Raw genomic sequence first — 18,228 nt, forward strand, 5'->3', positions numbered from 1 at the left:
ATGTCAGTGACGCACGAGCCTTGGCTCGTTGCACTATCGCTCTTGATGGCCTTTCAGGGAAGTTTCGTCGGGCTGAGCCTAGTGGTTCAGATCCGGCAAGCTGTTGCACCGCGCCGGCGGCTGCTCCTGGCGGGTGCTGCGCTGACGCTGGCGCTGGCGATCTGGTCGATGCATTTTGTCGGCATGCTGGCCGCCCGGTTGCCCGTGGCGGTCGATTTTCTGGTTCTCCCGACCCTTTTGTCGTTTCTGGTCTGCGTGCTGGTGGTCGGCATAGCGGTGTTTGCGGCAAGCAACGGCCGCCTGACCCCTGTCCGTCTCGGGCTTTCTGCCTTTGTGATGGGAAGCGGCATTTGCACGATGCATTATCTTGGCATGTATGCGCTGCATGAATCGCTGCTCATGCGCCATGATCCGCCCTACATCCTTGCCAGTTTCCTGATTGCCTTCAACGCTGCCGGACTTGCCATGTGGCTGCTTTTCGGACTGGGACGGCGCCCGCCGATTGTTTTTTCCGCTGTCGTGCTGGCCCTTGCCATATCGGCCATGCATTACACCGCCATGGCCGGTCTGACATATGATGTCTTGCAGCCTTCTTCCGCATTGCGGGCGCCCTCCCTGAGCCCCGGCATGCTGGCAATTCTTGTCTCCTGCGTGGCGTTTCTCGTCTCGGGGCTGTTTCTTCTGGCGCTGGTGCCGGCTCAGGAAACCGATGAAATGCATCGGCTGGAGAATGAGCCGGATCAGCCGGAAACCGAGGCTTCAGGCGACAGTTTGATGACGCAGGAAGCTGCCCCTTCCCTGCCTGCCAAATCGGCAGCCGGCTTGCAGTCCGCGGCAGTTCCCGTGCGCACGACATCATCATCGGCCAAGCGCATGCTGCCGATCGAGCGGGATGGCCAGAAAACGCAGATCGGCGTTTCCGATATCCACGTCATTCACGCCGATGCGCATTACACCAGAATATATGACGGCAACCGGGAGTTCTTCTGCCCGCTGTCGATCAGCGAAGCCGAACAGCAGCTTGACCCGAAGACCTTCAACCGGGTGCATCGCAGCCATATCGTCAATCTGAAGCATGTGGACAGTTTCAGACGCTCCGGTGACGGCGGTGTGCTCGTTCTTGCCGGAGAGAACGGACAGACTGTGCCAGTCAGCCGGTCCAGATGGGCGCGGGTCAGGACTCGCCTCATGTCACTTGCCGAAAACGCCACGTCGCAGGAACCTGCTGCTGCAGCGCAGTAAACTGTTTTTCAGCTCCGGCAAACGGAAGACGCTTCAGACGATCGCCCGGTTCGACGCTGTTCGTGCAGAACCACATAAAGTACCTACACCATAAAGTGGTGTTTTTCAGATTTTATTTTTCTTTGTAATAATCTGATTTATTTATTCTTTTGTCGCTCATGCAAACAAGCGCCTGAAAAATATGGCAGCAAAGCTACCGCATTTCGTGCGAAAAATCCCGTCATCCGTGTAATCACGCATGCTGTTAGTGCATGGCGTCTTGAGTGTGCGCTGCACATCTCCGCAACCTTGGTCCTACGTGACGAATTGTCGCCTCCTCGGTGGCAGCGCGTCATCGGCCCTGGTACGCGAACCGATTGAGTGGGCCGACAGTCCGGTTTCGATCCTTCCAGCAAGGGTCGTTTGAGGGAGGAGAGAGACGTGATCCCTGGTGAATTCACCTATCACCGGCCATCGTCGGTGGCCGAAGCAGTCGCCATTCTGGCCAATCACGGAGATGAGGCGCGCCCGCTGTCGGGCGGACACAGCCTGATCCCGATGATGAAGCTTCGCATGGCAGCGCCCGAACATCTTGTCGATCTGGGCGGCATTGCCACCCTGAAGGGCATATCGGAAGATGGCGACACGATCACCATCGGCGCCATGACAACCCAGCATGAACTGATCGCCTCGGACCTTCTGAGCGCAAAGCTGCCGATCATCGGTGAAACCTCCCGGCTGATCGCGGATCCGCAGATCCGTTACGTGGGCACACTCGGCGGCAATGTCGCCAACGGCGATCCGGGCAACGACATGCCGGCGCTGATGCAGTGCCTGGACGCGTCCTATGTACTGACCGGCCCGGACGGTGAGCGTCAGGTCGCGGCGCGCGCCTTTTACGAGGCCGCCTATTTCACCGCGCTGGCTCCGGAAGAAATCCTGACGTCGGTTCGAATTCCGGTTCCCGCCGCAGGTCACGGCTACGCCTATGAGAAACTGAAGCGCAAGGTCGGTGACTACGCCACTGCTGCTGCTGCCATCGTTCTGACGATGAACGGCGGAACTGTCAGCATGTGCTCCGTCGCCCTAACCAACGTTGCCGACACGCCGCTGTTTGCAAGTGAAGCCGGACAGATCCTGACCGGCTCGACACTGGATGCAGAGACGATCAAACGCGCGGTCGCGGCCGCCGAAGCCATCACCCAGCCGGCCTCCGATGGCCGGGGTCCCGCGGAATACCGCACAAAAATGGCCGGTATCATGGTGGAGCGCGCTCTTGCCCGCGCCGCTGAACGGGCCAGAAGCTGAGACCGGGACTGAGGGAGAGACAAGATGAGTGATATTGAACAGATCCCGGTCACAATGACCGTCAACGGGAAGAAGGTGCAGCGGTTCGTCGAGCCACGCACGCTTCTTATCCATTTTCTCAGGGAAGACCTGAACCTGACCGGCCCGCATATCGGTTGCGAAACGTCTCATTGCGGTGCCTGCACCGTCGAGATGAACGGCATGTCGGTAAAAAGCTGCACGTTGTTTGCCGTCCAGGCGAATGCCGCGGAACTGACCACCATCGAAGGCATGGCCAATGCGGACGGCACGCTGTCTGCGCTTCAGGAAGGGTTCCGCCAGATGCACGGGCTGCAATGCGGCTTCTGCACACCGGGCATGATCACGCGCGCCCACACGCTTTTGCAGGAAAACCCGAACCCGACGGAAGACGAAATCCGCATGGGGATCTCGGGAAACCTGTGCCGCTGCACCGGGTATCAGAACATCGTCAAGGCCATCCAGTATGCCGCGGCCAAGCTGAACGGCACTGATTTTCAGGAGGCTGCAGAATGAATGACATGACCCCGACACGGGAACAGCGCGAAGCCGCCCTTGAAGGCATGGGCTGCAAGCGCAAGCGCGTTGAAGACATCCGGTTCACCCAGGGCAAGGGCAATTATGTCGATGACCTGAAACTGCCCGGCATGCTTTTCGGCGACTTCGTTCGCTCGCCCTATGCCCACGCCAAGGTCACCAAGATCGATGCGACCGAAGCTTTGAAACTTCCGGGCGTGATCGCGGTGCTGACGGCTGAAGACCTCAAGGGCGTCAATCTTGCCTGGATGCCGACACTGGCTGGCGACGTGCAGATGGTTCTGGCCGACGGCAAGGTGCTCTACCAGAACCAGGAAGTGGCGTTTGTCGTCGCGGAGAACCGCTACATCGCCGACGATGCCATCCAGCTTGTGGAAGTCGAATATGAAGAGCTTCCCGTTCTGGTCGATCCCTTCAAGTCCATGGACGCCGATGCGCCTGTCCTTCGTCCCGATCTTGAAGGCAAGACTGAGGGTGCACACGGACCGCGCAAGCATCACAACCACATTTTCACCTGGGAAGTCGGTGACAAGGACGAAACGTCCAGGGCCTTCGCCGAAGCCGACGTCACCATCAAGGAGATGATCTCCTACCACCGTACGCACCCCTCCCCCCTGGAAACCTGCCAGTGCGTTGCCTCCATGGACAAGGTCAATGGTGAGCTGACGGTCTGGGGAACTTTCCAGGCACCGCATGTGATCCGCACGGTGGCCTCGCTGCTGTCGACGATCCCGGAACACAAGATCCACGTGATTGCACCGGATATCGGCGGCGGGTTCGGCAACAAGGTTGGAGCCTATCCGGGCTATATCTGTTCCATCGTCGCGTCGATCGTGACAGGTGTGCCGATCAAGTGGGTTGAAGACCGGATGGAGAACCTCTCCACCACGTCGTTCGCCCGCGACTACCACATGACTGCGGAAATCGCCGCCAAGAACGACGGAACGGTAACCGGTCTGAAGGTTCACGTTCTTGCCGATCACGGCGGCTTCGACGCCTGTGCCGATCCGTCCAAGTGGCCGGCCGGGTTCTTCAACATCGTCACGGGGTCCTATGACTTTCCGACGGCGCATCTTGAAGTCGACGGCGTCTACACCAACAAGGCCCCCGGCGGAGTTGCCTACCGCTGCTCGTTCCGCGTGACGGAAGCAGCCTATTGCATCGAGCGGGCGATGGATATTCTGGCGCAAAAGCTTGGCATGGATCCGGCGGACCTGCGCATCAAGAATTTCGTCAAGCCGGAACAGTTCCCCTATCAGTCGGCGCTCGGCTGGGAATATGACAGCGGCGATTATCACACCGCCATGCACAAGGCGATGGACACGATCGGCTACCGTGAACTGCGAGCCGAGCAGAAGGCCAAGCAGGAAGCTTTCAGGCGCGGGGAAACCCGTGAAATCATGGGCATCGGTGTGTCCTTCTTCACCGAGATCGTCGGGGCTGGGCCTTCGAAGAACTGCGACATCCTCGGCGTGGCCATGTTCGACAGCGCGGAAATCCGCGTGCATCCAACCGGTTCGGTGATTTCGCGGATGGGCACCAAGTCCCAGGGCCAGGGTCACGAGACCACATGGGCGCAGATCATCGCCACGGAGATCGGTATTCCGGCCGCGGATATCATGGTCGAGGAAGGCAACACGGACACGGCACCCTACGGCCTGGGCACCTACGGGTCCCGCTCCACGCCGGTTGCCGGTGCCGCCATCGCCCTTGCTGCGCGCAAGATCCGCAACAAGGCCCAGATGATTGCCGCGCATATGCTGGAAGTTTCCGAATACGATCTGGATTGGGACATTGACGGTTTCCAGGTGAAGGGCAACCCGCAGGCGCGCAAATCCATGAAGGAAATTGCCTGGGCGGCCTATCACGCCCCGCCTCCGGGCATGGAACCGGGTCTGGAAGCGGTGAGTTACTACGATCCGCCAAACATGACCTATCCCTTCGGCGCCTATTTCTGCGTCATGGATATCGATGTCGACACCGGCGTCGCTAAAACCCGGCGTTTCTATGCGCTGGACGATTGCGGCACCCGGATCAACCCGATGATTATCGAGGGGCAGGTCCATGGCGGTCTGACCGAGGCATTCGCCATCGCGATGGGACAGGAAATCCGCTACGACGAGATCGGTAACGTGATGGGCGCGTCCTTCATGGATTTCTTCATACCGACAGCGGTGGAAACGCCGCATTGGGAGACCGACCATACCGTCACGCCAAGTCCGCATCACCCGATCGGAGCCAAGGGCGTGGGCGAAAGCCCGAATGTCGGTGGAGTTCCGGCGTTTTCCAACGCCGTGAACGATGCGTTCCAGTTCCTGGGCAGCACGCATATCCAGATGCCGCATGACGCCTGGCGCCTCTGGCAGGCCGCCAAGAACCTCGGCGCGCACGGCTGACACGGGTGACCTTGGAGTGGCGGTCCTCGCCACCCCAAAATTCAGGAGAGGCTTTTCATCAGAACCTCTCCTGCCCCGTCCTACCATGGGACCACCATGGGATCCGTGCCGCTACCCTGCCATGTATCCAGATGGATCAGACCTGGCAGAGCAACGGCGTGGAGTGCCGGCTCAGGTCCGGCAGTAACGAACCGGAGGTTTGAAGAGAACGGACCTTATGACGAAGACCAGGGAACAATTGGCAACCGCTTTGGCGGAAACGGGGTATGTCGCCGATGAGGGACTGGCGACAACCTTGCTTCTGAGCGAAATGCTGGATCGTCCGCTCTTGCTGGAAGGTGAAGCAGGCGTTGGCAAGACCGAGGTTGCCAAGGCGCTCGCCAAGCTTGAAGATACAGCCCTGATCAGGCTTCAGTGCTACGAAGGGCTCGACAGGTCCGATGCCATCTATGAATGGAATTATCAGCGCCAGCTCCTCGCAATCAAGGCGCGGGAAGGTTCCGGCGAGGATGCCGAAACCGTGGAAGAAGCGGTCTTTTCCGAAAAATACCTTCTCGAGCGCCCGCTGCTGGCCGCTATCCGGCAAGAGCAGCCGCCCGTTCTTCTGATTGACGAGATCGACCGTGCGGACGAGGAATTCGAAGCTTTCCTTTTGGAAATCCTGTCGGACTACCAGGTGTCTATCCCTGAACTCGGCACGGTTCCGGCGACATCCATTCCACGCGTCGTGCTGACTTCCAACGGGACTCGCGAGCTGTCGGATGCCCTGCGCCGGCGCTGCCTTTATCATTATGTCGACTACCCGACGCCGGACCGGGAAGCGCGTATCCTGTTGTCAAGGGTCGAGGGGCTCGACGCGGCGCTTGCCCTGCAGATTGCAGAACTCATGGGCAAGCTGCGCAAGGAGGATCTTGCCAAGGTGCCTGGCGTCGCCGAAACCATAGACTGGGCGGCTGCCCTCCTGGGACTTGGAGCAAAAAACCTGCAGGACAGCCGCGAACTCGTCTTCGATACGCTGGCCTGTGTCCTCAAGACCCGCGAAGACCGCGCCCGCGTTTCGCCCGAGGTTACCGACCGGCTTCTGGGAAAGGTGGCGTGACACGATGACCGCCCTGCCGCTGGACACTGTCGAGGATATCGGTGCCATACTGCGGTATCGGCTGGCAGGGTTTGTCCGCTCGCTGCGCGACAGCGGCTTCAAGGTGGGGCTGGCTGAGACGAACGATGCGCTTCGGTTGCTCAACACGCCGATCATGAACCGCTCGGGCAGCTTGAGGGCCGCCTATCGCTCGCTGTTTTGCGGACGCCTGTCGGACTGGCAGCGTTTCGACGAGATTTTCGATGCCTACTGGACAGGGCGCGGTGTGAAGTCGGGGGTCAAGGTGAGCGGCTCCAACACGCGCAAGGGTACAAAGACAATTCGTGAACTGGTCGACGCCCAGGGGAACCGTCAGGAGACGATTGCCGGGGATGTCGAGCGCCAGCCCGGCGAGGAAGACGAGGACACCGGCGAGACACCCTCCGGCCGGCGGGAAGGCGCGAGCATCGCCGAGAACCTGGGTCAGGTCGATATCCGCAACATTCACGATCCGGAAGCTCTGGAAAAAGCGCATGATCTTGCGGAAAGACTGGCGCGCTCCATGCGCGTGCGGCTGACCCGCAGGGACCGGCAGAAACGAAAAGGCCCCAGGCTCGACCTCCGCCGGACGATCCGTCATTCCATCGCCCATGGCGGCACGCCGATCGAGCTGATCCACAAGGGGCCGCGGTCCCGGCAGCTCAGACTGGTTATCCTGCTCGATGCCTCCGGGTCCATGAACAACTACACCGGGGTCTTCACCCGCTTCGTGCACGGTATCCTGGACAACTTCCGCGAGGCGGAGGCATTTCTGTTTCATACCCGTCTGGTGCATGTCTCCTCCGCCCTGTCTGAGCGGGACGCCGCTCGCGCGCTCGACCGCATGGGACTGATGGCGCAAGGCGTCGGAGGCGGGACGAAAATCGGCGAAGCCCTTGCGGATTTCAACCGCTTTCACGCGGCCCGGGTTATTCACTCGCGAACCTGCGTAATGATCCTGTCCGATGGATACGATACGGGGGCACCGGAAATCCTGGGGGAGGAAATGGCCCGGCTGAGACGCCGCTGCCGGCGGATTGCCTGGCTCAACCCGTTGATCGGCTGGGAAGGTTACACGCCGGCAACGGGCGGCATGCAGGCAGCGCTGCCGCATGTCGATCTCTTTGCCCCGGCACATAATCTCGACAGCCTGGCTGCCCTTGAACCTTATCTGGCGAAGCTTTGAGCCATGGGAGACGCTGAAATGAAACATGCCGTGCCCGTGACACCGTCCAAATCCACACCCGTGGCCGGCGTCGATCTGTCGGAACTGATGAGCCGTCTGCAATATGACAACGAACCCTTTGTGCTGGCCACGGTGGTGCGCACCATATCGGTCACCGCGGCAAAGGCCGGCGCCAAAGCCGTCATAAACCGGGACGGCGCCATCGTCGCAGGCTGGATCGGCGGCGGATGCGCCAGGGGCGCCGTCCTGCGGGCTGCCAAGGCAGCCTTTGACGACGGGGAAACCAGATTGATTTCCATCCAGCCGGGAGATCTGCTCGCCGAGCTCGGTGTCGAACCGGGCGATGAGCGTGAAGGTGTTCAGTTCGCCAGAAACATGTGCCCAAGTCAGGGGACCATGGACATTTTCATCGAGCCGGTTCTGCCCCGCCCCGTTCTGGTTGTTTACGGGGCGAGCCCGGTGGCCGTCGCCCTGGCGCAACAGGCGCGAACCATCGGGTTCGACATTACGGTTTGTGCTCTTCCGGAAGATCTCGATGCCTTTCCAGCAGGTATCGACAAGTCCGCCGGATTCGACAGCTTCAACCCGGGCAATGCGGAGACCTATGTCGTCGTGTCCACGCAGGGGCGCGGCGATCTGGCGGCTCTTGAAGAAACCTTCAAGTTGCCCGCGCGCCATATCGGCTTTGTCGGCAGCCGGCGGAAACTGGAAACGCTCAAGGCAAAGCTGAAGGACAAGGGGGTCGCACCGGACGATCTCGATCGCGTCAAGGGACCGGCCGGTCTCGATCTCGGGGCAATTACACCGGAAGAGATCGCTCTTTCAATTCTGGCCGAACTACTGTTGTTGCGAAGGAAAAACCAGCGCCTACACGATCTGGACAGTGAAGATGCGCAGGTTGTTGAAACCTGAAAAATGGAAACGAGACCGAATAGGTCGTAGGCTGTGGCACCGATGGTGCCGTGCGGCCGAATTGGAGGACATGATATGGAACGTGCTGACGTTTTGCCGGAAACCGGTTTGCAGGCCATCGCCCGCGACCCGTCTCTTCTTCTTGCTCTTGGAACCGGCTCCGCGCTGACGGCATTCCTTCTCTTGGCGCATTCCTGTTGCCTGGGCCTCAGCGACGCGCACCTGGCCCCGTTGCTTCAGATCTGCTCCTTTGCGGCTTGACTGGTTTCAGGACCGCAAAAGACTGCCAGCGCCGGCATGCCTGCGGGATGTCTGACGTTTGAGATTCAACCGCTCGCTGATTAGGCATGACTGATCCTTGAACACATAGGGTTAGAACATGCTGAATTTTTAACCACTCTATTTTCGAATTCCCTGACGCGATTTTGCTTGGTAGCTCCATCTCTTTGATGTGATTGAATAAAAAACCTCTTCCTTTGAACTGGCATCGCACTTGCTTTGTAGTTTGCGTGCAGCGCGCCTAGGGATCCGGTCGGCAACGACGCAGGACCGAGAGGTGCAAGCCGGGCAAGGGTGCAAGCCAACATAGTCCGGTAACACGGCGGGATAAAAACCCGGGAGACAACTGCACGAGGTTTCGCGCGCGCGAACCTGCTCCCGGCCGTGCGCAAGAACCTGATGACGCAAGCCAGGCCGTTCCATGGCCGGGCTCAAAACAGGAGTTGCGCCTAGATGCTGAAATCGATTGCCAAAGCTTCCCTCCTCGCCGCAGCGCTTTTGTCGCCGCTGTCATTGTCCGCAAGTCAGGCGGAAGAAAAGAAAGACTTCAAGGTCTGTTGGACGATATATGCAGGCTGGATGCCCTGGGGATACATCTCCGAATCCGGGATCATGAAGAAATGGGCCGACAAATACGACATTACCGTCGAAGTGACCCAGTTCAACGACTACATCGAATCAATCAATCAGTACACGGCCGGCGAATACGACGCTTGCGCGATGACCAACATGGACGCCCTTTCCATTCCGTCCGGCGGCGGTGTCGACACGACCGTTCTGATCGCGGGCGATTATTCCAACGGCAATGACGGTCTCATTCTTAAGGAAGGCGGCGACCTCGCCTCGATCAAGGGGCAGAACGTCAATCTCGTCGAGCTGTCGGTTTCCCATTACTTCCTCGCCCGCGCTCTGGAGAGCGTCGGATTGAGCGAAAAGGACATCACCGTCGTCAATACGTCCGACGCGGACATGCTGGCGGTCTACGACAATGCGGATATCACCGCGGTTGCGACCTGGAACCCGATGCTGTCGGAAATTCTCTCAACGAAAAAAGGCGAGATGGTCTACGACAGCTCGAAAATCCCGGGCGAAATCATAGACGCGATGATGGTCAACACGGAAACGCTGGCGGACAATCCTGCCCTCGGCAAGGCGCTTGCCGGCGCCTGGTTCGAGGTTCTTGCCCTGATGGCATCGGATACGCCGGAAGGCACGGCGGCGCTTGAATCGATGGCGGCTGCCTCGGGGACCGACCTTGAAGGTTACAAGGCACAGCTCGCGGCAACTGCACTTTTCTACCAGCCGGACGACCTGCTCGCCTTCACCAGTGATGACAAGCTGAAGGAGACGATGAAGTTCGTCGCCACCTTCCTGTTCGATCACGGCATTCTGGGTGAAGGCGCCCAGTCAGCGGAATTCGTGGGCATCGAATTCGCTGATGGTTCGGTGTTCGGCGACAGCAGCAACGTGAAACTGCGTTTCGACAATTCCTTTGTCGAGATGGCAGCCAAGGGCGCGCTCTGATCTTGAAAGCCGGGCGGCACGGCCGAAATGGCCGCCGTGCCGCCCCTCCCAGTATCCCTGAACCACAATCATAGGGGCTTCCTCATGGCTTCCAGATCGCCACTCGCCTTCACCGAACTTCCTGTGGTGGATGTTTCCGGTCTTTATTCTGCAAGCAGACAGGATCGGCTCGCCGCCGCCGAGGCGCTCGGAAAGGCCGCACGGGAAGTCGGTTTTCTCTACGTGACCGGACACAGGGTTTCGCGGGACGTGCGCAGCGGTCTGATAGATCAAACAAAGCAGTTCTTCGCGCTCTCCGAACAGGAGAAGATGGAGATCTACATCGGTAAGTCGCCGAACCATCGCGGTTATGTCCCTCCAGGCGAAGAAGTCATGGCGGACGGCAAGGGCGATACGAAGGAGGCTCTCGATCTGGGTCCGGAAATCCCGCCGGATCATGCTCTGGTGAAATCCGGCACCCCGTTCCTGGGGCCCAATCAGTGGCCGGTGCTTGACGGCTTCCAGTCCGCGGTCAGCACCTATTATGACGCCGTTTTCGACCTTGGCCGCCATTTGTTGCATGGCTTCGCTCTGGCACTTGGAGAAGAAGAAGAGTTCTTCGACAAATACGTCACCTGCCCGCCGAGTCAGCTTCGGCTTCTCCATTATCCCTTCAATTCGCAAGCGAGCGACAGTCCGGGCATCGGAGCGCACACCGATTACGAGTGCTTCACGCTTCTTTTGCCGACCGCCCCCGGTCTGGAAGTCATGAACGGAGCGGGGGACTGGATCGACGTTCCTCTCCTGCCCGACGCCTATGTCGTCAACATTGGCGACATGATGGAAGTCTGGACCAACGGTCGTTTCGTCGCCACGTCCCACCGGGTACGCAAGGTGAAGGAAGAACGCTATTCCTTCCCGCTGTTCTTCGCCTGCGATTATGACACCGTGGTGGAGCCCCTGCCCGCGTTCGTCGCGGAAAATGAAAAGCCGAATTTCGGGCCGATCAAGGCTGGGGACCATCTTCTGGCGCAGACCATGCAGAGCTTTACCTATCTCATTGAAAAGCAGAAGCGCGGAGAGATCGGGTTGCCGGAAGGCGCGAAGGAATTGTCCTCTTTCGGACAGGCGGCCCGGCAGAAGGCCGATGCCGATGCTTGAGCGGATGATGGAGCTGCCGAAGCGCTGGCAGGGCCTGTGGCACCGCACCCTGTTGGAGCGGCGCGGCGCCGGCAGCCTGACGAACGACCGGCCGGCAAAGGTCTATTGGCTCCAGGCGCCACTTTGGCATGCGGACCTGCGCATTCCTGACGACCGGCCGGATTTCTCAGGCGTAACGTCAATCGAGGAATGCAGCGACGACCAACTGGCCTTTATCGCCGGACAGGAAGGCTTTTGCGGCGTTACCCGAGTGGAAGGACCGATCTGCACCTGGTCGCGTTTGTTCGATCTCAATCCCGGCACCGCGCTCGATGTCGCCCGGATGCGGTTCGAGCGCGAGGATTTCATTGTCGAGACCGGCATCGTGGAAGACTATACCGAACACTGGGAACGGGTGTCCGGGTCTGCCCCGGAACCGGGACTTCTCCCGGCGGATTGCACCGGCATCGACGGCATTTTCCTGCAGTCCGGCGACTGGGGTGTCCAGGTAAAGCCGCGTGGCGACGCGCCGGCAGGGATCGATCTCTATAGCGAAACGGAGGCCCGCAGCCGCCAGCATCTGCTATGGCAGGCCAGTCTGGCGATTTCGCTTTGCGAGCGCACGCCGACAGGCTGGATCATCAGGCTTTCAACCCATCCCTGGCTTGAGGAACAGGCTCTCACTGTTGCAGGAAGCGAGACGGCATGCGCCTGATCAACCGCAAGCCGAGCCGCACAACAGCATTGATGCTGGGCCTTCTGCCATTTCTGATCCTCATCATCGTCTATACCATCGCCAGTCAGGCCCGGCTCGCCGAGAACCCGTCAGACAGGCTGCTGCCATCGCTCCAGTCCATGGCAAATGCGATGGAGAAGATGGCGTTCGAGCCGGACCGGAGAAACGGCGAACTTCTGCTCTGGAAGGACACATTTGCCAGTCTGATGCGGATCGGTGCAGGCCTTGGAATTTCCACGCTTCTTGCGCTTGTCATCGGCCTGACCATGGGGACCCTGCCCTATGGAAAGGCGGCGCTCGCGCCTTTCGTTGCAGCGTTTTCCCTCATACCGCCCATTACGATCCTGCCGATCCTGTTCATCATCCTGGGCTTGGGAGAAGCCGCAAAGATCGGTTTGATCGTGGTCGGCACAGCGCCGGTGATGATCCGGTCTGTTGCCCAGGCAGCGCTCGACATACCCCGGGAATTGATCATCAAGGCCGAGACGCTGGGGGCGTCCAGCTGGCAAATAGCGACACGGGTGATCGTGCCGTCCGTTCTGCCGGCGGCAATCATGGCCTTGCGGATCGGCCTTATTCCGGCATGGATCTTCCTGGTCTCCGCAGAGGCCATCGCCTCGACGGAAGGGCTCGGCTACCGCATCTTCCTGGTCCGGCGCTACATGGCGATGGATATCATCCTGCCTTATGTCGCCTGGATCACGCTGCTTGCCTTCATCATGGATTATCTGCTGCGTGTTCTCTCGCGTGTCGCCTTCCGTTGGAAGCATCTGGAGGGGGACAGTCTGTGAGCAAGGACGCGATCATTTCGGTGGAAGGCGTGTTCAAGGAATACGACCAGGCCCCGATCCTGGAACGGGTCAACCTCGATGTAACGGCAGGCACCTTCTGCACCATTGTCGGAGCATCCGGCTGCGGCAAGTCCACCTTCCTGAGAATGCTGCTGTCCCAGGAACATCCCAGTCGGGGGCAGATCCTCATGGAAGGTCATCCGCTCCCGCCGGAACCGACACCAGACCGCGGCATCGTATTTCAGCGCTATTCCGTTTTTCCGCATTTGACGGTCGCCGAAAACCTGGTCCTGGCTTCGGAAATCGCGGCAGCGCCGTTCACGGGCCGCCTGTTCGGATCCAGAAGGAAAAAGGCGCTGACCGAGACAGAAGCCCTTCTTGACCGGATCGGTTTGTCTCATGCCGCGAACCGGTATCCCGCGCAGCTTTCCGGCGGCATGCAACAACGTCTCGCCATTGCTCAGGCACTGGTGAAAAAGCCAGGCATCCTGCTTCTCGACGAGCCCTTCGGCGCGCTCGACCCGGGAATCAAGCTCGATATGCATGAGCTTCTGCTCGGGCTTTGGGACGAATTCGGCATGACGGTTTTCATGGTGACCCACGATATCCATGAAGCCTTCAAGCTGGGCACCCGCCTGCTCGTCTTCGACAAGGTCCGGCACGATCCCCAGGCACCCGAAGCCTATGGAGCCACGATCACCTACGATTTGCCGCTATCGGATCCGGAGATGAAATCTGGCCGGTTGCCTGAGGAAATCGCGGAAACCATCCACGTCCCGAAGACTGCGCTCTCTTCGGGTTTTCAAACACCAAACCCTCATGAGGAACGTTCATGACACTGTTTGATCGCAACGGCCCGATGACCCGGCACAGGGCTGCCGGACCTGTTCAGCGCGAACCGGCGGAACGCCGTCATCATCCGGATTTCGACAAGCTTCAGTTGCGCGGCTGGAAGGCGGCGGAAAAGGAAGGTACCCTGCCCTCGGCTGCTTGGGAGAAGGAGAAAGCCTGGGCGCTGCGCATGGGTCTTACGGGATCCGACTGCCTGACGGACAAATCCATACCGACGTTCGCACGTGGCGAGCTCCCCCACTACGCGGGCATCAATACCTTCCTGAAAGCGCCTTACATCGAGGATGTCACCCAGGTTGGCGCTTATGATGCGGCTGTCATAGGGGTTCCCTTTGACGGCGGGACGACCTACCGGCCGGGCACACGTTTCGGACCGCAAGGGCTCAGGAAGATCTCCGCGCTCTATACGCCCTACAATTACGAAATGGGCGTTGATCTGCGCGAACAGATGACCCTGTGCGATGTCGGCGACATCTTCACCATTCCCGCCAATATCGAAAAGACCTTCGACCAGATCACACGCGCCGTCTCGCATGTCGCGTCCTCCGGAGCGCTGCCTATCATGATCGGCGGCGATCACTCAATCGGCTTTCCCTGTGTGCGCGGCATCGCGCAATGCACCTCCAAGCGCATCGGAATCGTGCATTTCGACAGGCATATCGACATCCAGGAAAAGGATCTCGACGAGCGCATGCACACGACGCCGTGGTTCCATGCAACGGATCTGGTCAATGTTCCGGCGGTGAACCTGGTTCAGATCGGTATCGGCGGCTGGCAGGTGCCACGCGAAGGTGTCGAGGTTGCCCGCGAACGCAACACCAATATCTTCACCATGCGCGACGTTGAGGAACTGGGACTGGCCGAAACCGCCGCCCGGGCGCTGGAGTTGGCCTGGAAGGATGCGGATGCAGTCTATATCTCGTTCGATATCGACAGTGTGGATTGCGGGTTCGTTCCGGGAACCGGCTGGCCGGAACCGGGCGGGTTCCTGCCGCGCGAGGCGCTGGAGCTTGTGTCCCTGGTCGCCAAGGAAGGCATCTGCGGCCTTGAGGTCGTGGAAGTTTCTCCACCTTACGACTGTTCGGATATTACCGCCTTGCTCGCCACCCGCGTCATCGTGGATGTGCTCGGAACGCTGGTCTCTCACGGCAAGATGGGTGCGCACAAGCATATCATCGACAAGCCGGTCTCGATTCCGGCCGGTCCGGAGGTGATGTGAGATCATGGCACACGAACACCACACGCATCATCATCATCACCCGCATGACCATGCACATTCGCACGGGCACAATCATGCCGGATCGGATCATCTGCATTCTCATGTTCACGGGACCTCGGATGCGGAGGCGGCAGAAGAAATTCAGGCACTTGCGGCAAGCTTTGTGGAAGGTTTCCGCTCGGCAGATGACAAGACCAGTTATCTGCGCCTTGCGGCTATTCCGTTTCACCGGCCCGGCACGGATGGCCTGACCCAGCATCTGGTCGATGCCAGTATCGTCAGCAACTGGCAGGTTGGCACGGCGTCTCCCGCCTTTGCCTCGCGCGAACTGGTCTATATGCCTTACCCCGGCGCCATGGTTCAGGCACGCGAAACCATGACATTCACTTACGTCTCCCTCACAGGAAGGGAGGATGTGGATCTCGTCGACATTCTGACGGAGCGTCTTGCTCAGGGTGATATTTCACAATGAGGCGTGAGTCCGGTTCGATAGACGCCTAATCGGAACTGATCGGGTGGGCGGTTCCGCCCGCCCGATCAGGCTGGTTTCCCGGTTCAGTTCAGAGCAACCGCATTGAGAGGTGGTTCCACGTCGCAGAAGAACCGGTGGATTTCGAAGATCGGTTTTGGCTTGCTGTAAAAATAACCCTGTCCGTAGAGACAGCCGAGCGTTTTGAAGGCTTCGACCTGTTCCCGGGTTTCCACGCCTTCAATCAGAAGCGCCGCATTCATGGTGTCCGCCAGCGATTTGATGACCTTGACGACCTTGAGGGCCTTGGGTGAATCGTCACACGCGGTGACGAAAGACCGGTCCACCTTCAGCTCATCCCATTTAAACTTGTTCAGGTAACTCAAGGCGGAATAGCCTGTGCCGAAGTCATCAAGGGAAATGGATACCCCGAGCTTTTGAAGCCTGTTGAGAACACTGGAGACGAAATCGACGTTCTGCATGAACATGCTTTCGGTGATCTCCAGTTTCAGCCGCTCGGGCCGGAGGCCGGTTTCCTGCAAGGTCGACGTGACGAGGTGGACAATATCGTCGTTCACCAACTGAATCATCGACAGGTTTACGGATACGTGAATGTGGTCGGGCAGAAGCTGGATGTCGCGGCAGGCGGATCTGAGCATGAACCGCCCCAGTTCGATCACGTCGCCGCTGGCTTCCGCGATCGGAATGAATTCGGTGGGCGACACAAGGCCGATATCGTTGTGGGTCCATCGGGCAAGTGCTTCTATTCCGATCGGCTCGCCGGTGGCTAGGTTGACTTGCAGCTGGTAGTGCGGCTGGATCATCGAATTGCGTAATGCATTGGGAAGATGCCGTTCGATCTGCAACCTTCTTTCCAGTCGTGTCCGCATGGGCTCGGCAAAATGCATTACGGCTCCGCGGCCTGTCACCTTCGCTTCCATCAGGGCGATATCCGCGTTCAGGATGACATAGCCGATCCCCTGCCTGCTGTCGGCGACCGCATACCCTATCGAAGTGCCGACAAGCATGCTGCCGATCGAGGTTTCTAGGGGGGTGTTGAACTGGCTTGCGAGGGCACCGATCGTCGTCTCGATGTCTATGGCATCTGCGCGGGTCCGGAAGACGAGGATGAATTCGTCCCCGCCGACCCGGGCAGCGAGATTTCTGCCCGGATGGCTGGAAACGAATTCTTTCAATCGTCGCGCAAGCGCGACCAGAAGCGCATCGCCGCCGGCATGCCCGAGCGTATCGTTGATGGCCTTGAAGCCATCGAGGTCGAGCGCGATGGCAAGCAGAATTTCGTCGGGAGCCAGATGGGTCCTGGCTTTGGTCATGTATTCGCTGAGCAGCGTTCGGTTGGGAAGAGCCGTCAGGGCATCATGCTTGGCCATGAAGGTCAGTCGCTGCGCATCGACGGCTATAGTGTCATTGGCAAGCGTCAGGACGCGGTTCTGGCGCATGACAACCGCAAGCAGGCCGGTTGCAAGGATCAGGAGACCCAGAACAATCCGCTTCTCGGTCATCAGCCTGTCCTGGAAAGCCTGCCTTTCCTCGCCGAAGCGCCGAACACTGGATTGATAGGAAGTGCCGGCAATCGTCTCGACCCTTGCCGACATGTCGTCCAGTATCGTGTTCAAGGTTTCGGCATGCGCGGTCTCGATGGCCTGCATATGGGGTGCCAGATCCTCCGCACCCGCCAGGAGAGCCTCGAAGGCTTCGCGTGATCCGGGGGACTTCGCCAGGTAATCCTTGAAACTGCCGGCCGCCCACAGGTCCATCCGACCCATGAAAATTTCGTATTTCAACAGGGCATCTTCGAGGTCCGCCGGTTTGCCGGACTCCAGGTACCTGGAAAGGCTTGTGGTGTATTTGTAAAATTCGTTGCGGCCGTTGGTCGCCGACCACACTGTTTCGTATTCCAGGGACCTTACCTGTTCCTGTTCCAGGGGATCTGACGCGTAAAAACAGGTCCAGAACACGAAGAGCGCGATCAGGAAGGAGCACAATACAGTCCAGTGCCAAGAGTAACTGCGCTGCATTGACCCGTCCTTACTCGATCACGATCGTTCTGACCTGCCAGACAGAACGGGAGTAGAAGATCTCGGTTTTCATTTCCGGGTGGTCGTCGTAGGGGTAGATGATGAACAAGGGCCCCTTGTCGCGGATGGTCAGGTATTGCCCATTCGCCTTGTAGGCGAGGATCGGATTGCTGGCCTTGAAGTCCGACACCGGGATTACAGCCCGGTAGTCATTCAGCGCGGTGACTTCCGCGTTTACGCCTACTGCGCCAATCCGGTTCATCAGGTCGCTCAACAGAACGCCTTCAAACGTTACCTTGCCATCGTGCCAGGGGGTTGCGGTCTCAATCGTCGTGTGGGGCAATGCCTCCAGTTTCCCGATTGAAAACTCCGCCGTATCGCCGGTCGCTATCTTTCCGGAGACCGTCAGAACTATCTTGTCCTGATCCTGCGACATGGCCGCAGAGGTCAGGTTGAGCAGCGTTAGAAAAAAAAGAAGAACCGTAAGCTTCCGGAGCACTATTGA

17 protein-coding genes are annotated in these 18,228 nt (G+C 59.3%); 15 read left to right on the forward strand and 2 right to left on the reverse strand.

From position 1 onward, the window contains the following. The 15 genes from Q1B40_RS09605 to Q1B40_RS09675 all read left to right on the forward strand — a co-directional run bounded on the left by Q1B40_RS09605 (nucleotide 1) and on the right by Q1B40_RS09675 (nucleotide 15,687). Entirely contained in the window at nucleotides 1-1,242 is a 1,242-nt protein-coding gene (locus tag Q1B40_RS09605; RefSeq protein ID WP_299813066.1) for an MHYT domain-containing protein, read from the forward strand. A gap of 420 nt (nucleotides 1,243-1,662) precedes the next feature. Continuing rightward, a complete protein-coding gene (locus Q1B40_RS09610) occupies nucleotides 1,663-2,529 on the forward strand; it encodes a xanthine dehydrogenase family protein subunit M (RefSeq protein WP_299813069.1) in 867 nt (288 codons plus the stop codon). Nucleotides 2,530-2,562: 33 nt separating this feature from the next. Next, nucleotides 2,563-3,063, forward strand: a complete 501-nt coding sequence (locus tag Q1B40_RS09615) for a (2Fe-2S)-binding protein (protein ID WP_299814868.1) — start codon at nucleotides 2,563-2,565, stop codon at nucleotides 3,061-3,063. Beyond that, nucleotides 3,060-5,480 (forward strand): aerobic carbon-monoxide dehydrogenase large subunit, encoded by a 2,421-nt coding sequence (locus Q1B40_RS09620; RefSeq protein WP_299813072.1) that lies wholly within the window; start codon nucleotides 3,060-3,062, stop codon nucleotides 5,478-5,480. Before Q1B40_RS09615 ends, Q1B40_RS09620 begins: the two co-directional genes overlap by 4 nt. 217 nt (nucleotides 5,481-5,697) lie before the next feature. Then, a complete protein-coding gene (locus Q1B40_RS09625; protein WP_299813075.1) occupies nucleotides 5,698-6,579 on the forward strand; it encodes a MoxR family ATPase in 882 nt (293 codons plus the stop codon). 4 nt (nucleotides 6,580-6,583) lie between these two features. Then, nucleotides 6,584-7,783, forward strand: a complete 1,200-nt coding sequence (locus Q1B40_RS09630) for a VWA domain-containing protein (RefSeq protein ID WP_299813078.1) — start codon at nucleotides 6,584-6,586, stop codon at nucleotides 7,781-7,783. Nucleotides 7,784-7,801: 18 nt separating this feature from the next. Next, on the forward strand, nucleotides 7,802-8,695 hold the full coding sequence (locus tag Q1B40_RS09635; RefSeq protein WP_299813081.1) for an XdhC family protein: 894 nt from the start codon (nucleotides 7,802-7,804) through the stop codon (nucleotides 8,693-8,695). Between the two features lie 75 nt (nucleotides 8,696-8,770). Then, nucleotides 8,771-8,956, forward strand: coding sequence for a hypothetical protein (locus Q1B40_RS09640; protein WP_299813084.1), 186 nt, complete (start codon nucleotides 8,771-8,773; stop codon nucleotides 8,954-8,956). A 474-nt stretch (nucleotides 8,957-9,430) separates the two neighbouring features. Then, nucleotides 9,431-10,498, forward strand: a complete 1,068-nt coding sequence (locus Q1B40_RS09645; protein WP_299814871.1) for a putative urea ABC transporter substrate-binding protein — start codon at nucleotides 9,431-9,433, stop codon at nucleotides 10,496-10,498. Between the two features lie 84 nt (nucleotides 10,499-10,582). Then, a complete protein-coding gene (locus Q1B40_RS09650; protein ID WP_299813087.1) occupies nucleotides 10,583-11,638 on the forward strand; it encodes a 2-oxoglutarate and iron-dependent oxygenase domain-containing protein in 1,056 nt (351 codons plus the stop codon). Then, a complete protein-coding gene (locus Q1B40_RS09655) occupies nucleotides 11,625-12,332 on the forward strand; it encodes a hypothetical protein (RefSeq protein ID WP_299813090.1) in 708 nt (235 codons plus the stop codon). Before Q1B40_RS09650 ends, Q1B40_RS09655 begins: the two co-directional genes overlap by 14 nt. After that, entirely contained in the window at nucleotides 12,323-13,144 is an 822-nt protein-coding gene (locus Q1B40_RS09660) for an ABC transporter permease (RefSeq protein WP_299813093.1), read from the forward strand. Before Q1B40_RS09655 ends, Q1B40_RS09660 begins: the two co-directional genes overlap by 10 nt. After that, nucleotides 13,141-13,980: an ABC transporter ATP-binding protein gene (locus Q1B40_RS09665; RefSeq protein ID WP_299813096.1), complete on the forward strand. Its 840-nt coding sequence runs from the start codon at nucleotides 13,141-13,143 to the stop codon at nucleotides 13,978-13,980. Before Q1B40_RS09660 ends, Q1B40_RS09665 begins: the two co-directional genes overlap by 4 nt. 23 nt (nucleotides 13,981-14,003) lie before the next feature. Continuing rightward, nucleotides 14,004-15,215 carry an agmatinase family protein gene (locus Q1B40_RS09670; protein WP_299814874.1) on the forward strand — a complete coding sequence of 404 codons (1,212 nt, stop codon included), beginning with the start codon at nucleotides 14,004-14,006 and terminating at the stop codon, nucleotides 15,213-15,215. A gap of 4 nt (nucleotides 15,216-15,219) precedes the next feature. After that, complete coding sequence (locus Q1B40_RS09675; RefSeq protein WP_299813099.1) at nucleotides 15,220-15,687, forward strand: hypothetical protein; 468 nt, start codon at nucleotides 15,220-15,222, stop codon at nucleotides 15,685-15,687. 83 nt (nucleotides 15,688-15,770) lie between these two features. Here Q1B40_RS09675 and Q1B40_RS09680 read toward each other — a convergent pair whose 3' ends face one another. Beyond that, entirely contained in the window at nucleotides 15,771-17,723 is a 1,953-nt protein-coding gene (locus tag Q1B40_RS09680; RefSeq protein ID WP_299813102.1) for a bifunctional diguanylate cyclase/phosphodiesterase, read from the reverse strand. Nucleotides 17,724-17,733: 10 nt separating this feature from the next. Beyond that, complete coding sequence (locus Q1B40_RS09685; RefSeq protein WP_299813105.1) at nucleotides 17,734-18,222, reverse strand: molybdopterin-dependent oxidoreductase; 489 nt, start codon at nucleotides 18,220-18,222, stop codon at nucleotides 17,734-17,736. Nucleotides 18,223-18,228: the final 6 nt, after the last annotated feature.

Origin of the sequence: uncultured Roseibium sp., from assembly GCF_947496995.1 — a bacterium.
Taxonomy (GTDB): Bacteria; Pseudomonadota; Alphaproteobacteria; order Rhizobiales; family Stappiaceae; genus Roseibium.

Coding starts and splice junctions, on each gene's coding strand:
- Q1B40_RS09605 (WP_299813066.1), top strand. CDS start 1: ATGTCAGTGACGCACGAGCCTTGGCTCGTTGCACTATCGCTCTTGATG.
- Q1B40_RS09620 (WP_299813072.1), top strand. CDS start 3,060: ATGAATGACATGACCCCGACACGGGAACAGCGCGAAGCCGCCCTTGAA.
- Q1B40_RS09625 (WP_299813075.1), top strand. CDS start 5,698: ATGACGAAGACCAGGGAACAATTGGCAACCGCTTTGGCGGAAACGGGG.
- Q1B40_RS09630 (WP_299813078.1), top strand. CDS start 6,584: ATGACCGCCCTGCCGCTGGACACTGTCGAGGATATCGGTGCCATACTG.
- Q1B40_RS09635 (WP_299813081.1), top strand. CDS start 7,802: ATGAAACATGCCGTGCCCGTGACACCGTCCAAATCCACACCCGTGGCC.
- Q1B40_RS09640 (WP_299813084.1), top strand. CDS start 8,771: ATGGAACGTGCTGACGTTTTGCCGGAAACCGGTTTGCAGGCCATCGCC.
- Q1B40_RS09650 (WP_299813087.1), top strand. CDS start 10,583: ATGGCTTCCAGATCGCCACTCGCCTTCACCGAACTTCCTGTGGTGGAT.
- Q1B40_RS09655 (WP_299813090.1), top strand. CDS start 11,625: ATGCCGATGCTTGAGCGGATGATGGAGCTGCCGAAGCGCTGGCAGGGC.
- Q1B40_RS09660 (WP_299813093.1), top strand. CDS start 12,323: ATGCGCCTGATCAACCGCAAGCCGAGCCGCACAACAGCATTGATGCTG.
- Q1B40_RS09670 (WP_299814874.1), top strand. CDS start 14,004: ATGACCCGGCACAGGGCTGCCGGACCTGTTCAGCGCGAACCGGCGGAA.
- Q1B40_RS09675 (WP_299813099.1), top strand. CDS start 15,220: ATGGCACACGAACACCACACGCATCATCATCATCACCCGCATGACCAT.
- Q1B40_RS09680 (WP_299813102.1), bottom strand. CDS start 17,723: ATGCAGCGCAGTTACTCTTGGCACTGGACTGTATTGTGCTCCTTCCTG.